Consider the following 2,782-nt stretch of genomic DNA (forward strand, 5'->3'; position numbering starts at 1 on the left):
CGTGGTAGGCACCACCGACACGGCCCGCGCCTGATGCCCCTCGCGTTGCGAACCTGCCTGCTGGCCGAAGCATTGGGCACGGCCGTGCTGTTGATTTTCGGCACCGGCGCGGCCGTGGTGAACGAGCAGACGCACGCGCTGGGCCACGGCGGCGTGGCGGCGGCTTTCGAGCTGGTACTATTCATCCTCATCCAGAGCCTGGGCGAAACCAGCGACGCCCACGTGAACCCGGCCGTGACGTTGGCCTTCTGGGCGGCGGAGCGCTAGGCAGCTTTTTGGTGCAGCTGATTGCCGGGCCGGGCTCCGACCTGGGCGCCACGCTGCCGGCGCACGGGGCCACTCAGGCGCTGGGCATCGAAGCTTTCATCACCTGCTGGCTGATGCTGGTGATTCTGCGGGTAACGTCGGGCTCGAAGGAGGTGGGCATGCTGGCGGGGCTGGCCATCAGCAGCACGGTGGCGCTGGAGGCGCTGGTGGCCGGCCCGCTCGCTGGCCCCCGCGCTATTTAGCGGCAACTGGGCCGACTGGTGGGTGTATGTGGTGGGACCGGTGGCCGGGGCCCTGCTGGCCGTGGATAAGGGCCTGCAATCCCGCAGCGAGGCGGCAGACTCGTAGCATCCGCTTCAGCTTGTGCGCCGTTGGGCCGGTGCGAACGAGGTAGAGACGCATATTTGCGTCTCGTCGTTGAACAGCCCGCGCCAAGACCGTTAGCTGTCGTTCAACGACGAGACGCAAATATGCGTCTCTACATCCACCGGTTAGCTGCTAACGGCTTCGCGACGAATCTGCTTCAGCTTGTGCTACATTTCCTCCCGACCTTTGCGGCTTCACCCCATAACCCTGCACTCCTATGGCCAGCCTCCTCCTCGGCGATTACAACGACCTCGAAGTAGCCCGCGAAACCAGCATCGGCCTCTACCTCACCTCCGACGACGGCGACCTGCTGCTGCCCGAAAAGTATGTGGAGCCCGGCACCCGCGTGGGCGACGTGGTGCGCGTGTTCGTGTACCGCGACTCGGAGGACCGTCTCATTGCCACCAACCTGCGCCCCCTGGCCCTAGTCGACAGCTTCGCCGCCCTCACTGTGAAGGACCACAGCCCGGCCGGTGCCTTCTTGGAATGGGGCCTGGAGAAAGACCTGCTCCTACCCTACCGCAATCAGCGCCGCGACCTGCGCACCGGCGAGCGGGTGTTCGTGTACGTGTACCTCGACGAGGAAAGCGACCGGCTAGTGGCCTCCACCAAGTGGAAGCAGTTTCTGCAAAACACGCCCTTCGCCGGCCAGCCCGGCGACGAGGTGCGCCTGCTCGTGGCCGACGAAACCGAGCTGGGCTACCCCGTCATCGTGAACGGCACGCACCAGGGGCTGCTGTTCCACAACGAGGTGTTCCGCCCCCTGCGCCTGGGCGAGCAGCTGACGGGCTACCTGCGCCAGGTACGCCCCGATGGCAAGCTCGACGTGCGCCTGCAGCGCGACGGCTACGGCGAAGTCGACTCGGCCACCGACACGCTGCTCAAGGCCCTGAAAGCGGCCCCCGGCGGCCGCCTGCCCCTCGGCGACAAGAGCCTGGCCGATGACGTGTACCGCCGCGTGGGCATGAGCAAAAAGGTATTCAAGAAAGCGCTGGGCGCGCTGTTCCGCCAGGGCCTGGTATTATTAGAGCCGGAGGCGACGGTGCTAAAATAGGGATAGGGAATAAGGGATAAGGGATACGTCTGAGGGAATTCAGCTTGGTAAACCACAACAATGGCGCGACGGCATAAGGCTCACTACAGTTTGGACGCTTGGCGGCTGGCGTTTGAGTTCGTCCCAGTTGCCTATGCGCTGGCGCGGCAATTTCCTCCTGAAGAGAGATATGAGTTGGCTTCACAGCTTCGCCGGGCAGCATCATCTGTCGTTTTGAATATTGCCGAAGGGGCAGGACGGCATTCCAGTCCGGATTTTTGCCGCTTTTTAGTTATTGCCCGAGGTTCCATTACCGAAATGGATACGCTTCTGCTATTAGCAGAAAAGATGAATTACATCACGGCCATTCAAACGGATGAGGCATTGGCAACGCTCGACCACATTACGGCATTGGTCAATGGACTTATCAGAAAACATACTGGGAACTGAGGAATAAAGGATAGAACATGAAAGAATGGATAAAGACGTAAACTGACGTGCAGGCACCTTGCGCACCATGTTTCGCCAACCACTATTTCATTTCCGTATCCCTTATTTCCTATTCCGTATCCCTTCTTTCCTATCCCCTATCCCCTCTATGAAAACCGCTTTACTCGCCGGGGCCACAGGCCTCATTGGTTCGTACCTGCTGCCGCTGCTGCTCGCGTCGGAGCGGTATGATAAGGTGATTGTGGTGGGGCGCCGGGCCGTGCCCACCCTGCACCCCAAGCTGGTGCAGGTGACGACCGAGCTCGACCAGCTCGAAGCCGTGCGGCTGAAACTCATTGCCGACGACGTGTTCTGCTGCCTGGGCACTACCATGGCGCAGGCCGGCTCGAAGGAGGCCTTTTTCACGGTTGATTTTCGGTACGTGGTGCAGCTGGCGGCACTGGCGGCGGGCAACTTCGCGGCGCAGTTTCTGGTGGTGAGCAGCATGGGGGCCGATGCCGACAGCCGCATCTACTACAGCCAAGTGAAGGGCGAGATGGAAGCGGCCGTGCGGCAGGCCCCGTTCCGGGCCATTCATATTTTCCGGCCCTCGCTGCTGCTGGGCGAGCGCGCCCACCCTCGCCTGGGCGAGCGCCTGGGCGCGGCCGTATTGAAGCTGACGCGCCC

The 2,782-nt window shown here is 62.3% G+C and carries 6 protein-coding genes; all 6 read left to right on the forward strand.

The genetic code is table 11. The features are described from left to right. Positions 1 to 267, forward strand: a 267-nt coding sequence (locus tag ACYVDE_RS19435; RefSeq protein WP_460503197.1) for an aquaporin, incomplete at its 5' end; no start/stop codon positions are given. An 8-nt stretch (positions 268 to 275) separates the two neighbouring features. Continuing rightward, a complete protein-coding gene (locus ACYVDE_RS19440; protein WP_460503198.1) occupies positions 276 to 509 on the forward strand; it encodes an MIP/aquaporin family protein in 234 nt (77 codons plus the stop codon). After that, complete coding sequence (locus ACYVDE_RS19445) at positions 490 to 615, forward strand: hypothetical protein (RefSeq protein ID WP_460503202.1); 126 nt, start codon at positions 490 to 492, stop codon at positions 613 to 615. The genes ACYVDE_RS19440 and ACYVDE_RS19445 overlap by 20 nt, the downstream gene beginning before the upstream one ends. Before the next feature lie 235 nt (positions 616 to 850). Beyond that, complete coding sequence (locus tag ACYVDE_RS19450) at positions 851 to 1,687, forward strand: CvfB family protein (RefSeq protein ID WP_460503199.1); 837 nt, start codon at positions 851 to 853, stop codon at positions 1,685 to 1,687. Positions 1,688 to 1,747: 60 nt separating this feature from the next. After that, positions 1,748 to 2,116 (forward strand): four helix bundle protein, encoded by a 369-nt coding sequence (locus ACYVDE_RS19455; RefSeq protein WP_460503200.1) that lies wholly within the window; start codon positions 1,748 to 1,750, stop codon positions 2,114 to 2,116. Between the two features lie 148 nt (positions 2,117 to 2,264). Then, positions 2,265 to 2,782, forward strand: a 518-nt coding sequence (locus ACYVDE_RS19460; RefSeq protein ID WP_460503201.1) for an NAD-dependent epimerase/dehydratase family protein, incomplete at its 3' end; no start/stop codon positions are given.

Source organism: Hymenobacter agri (assembly GCF_054778495.1).

Excerpts from the sequence above, each read along its gene's own strand:
- ACYVDE_RS19455 (WP_460503200.1), top strand. The coding sequence starts at position 1,748 with ATGGCGCGACGGCATAAGGCTCACTACAGTTTGGACGCTTGGCGGCTG.
- ACYVDE_RS19450 (WP_460503199.1), top strand. The coding sequence starts at position 851 with ATGGCCAGCCTCCTCCTCGGCGATTACAACGACCTCGAAGTAGCCCGC.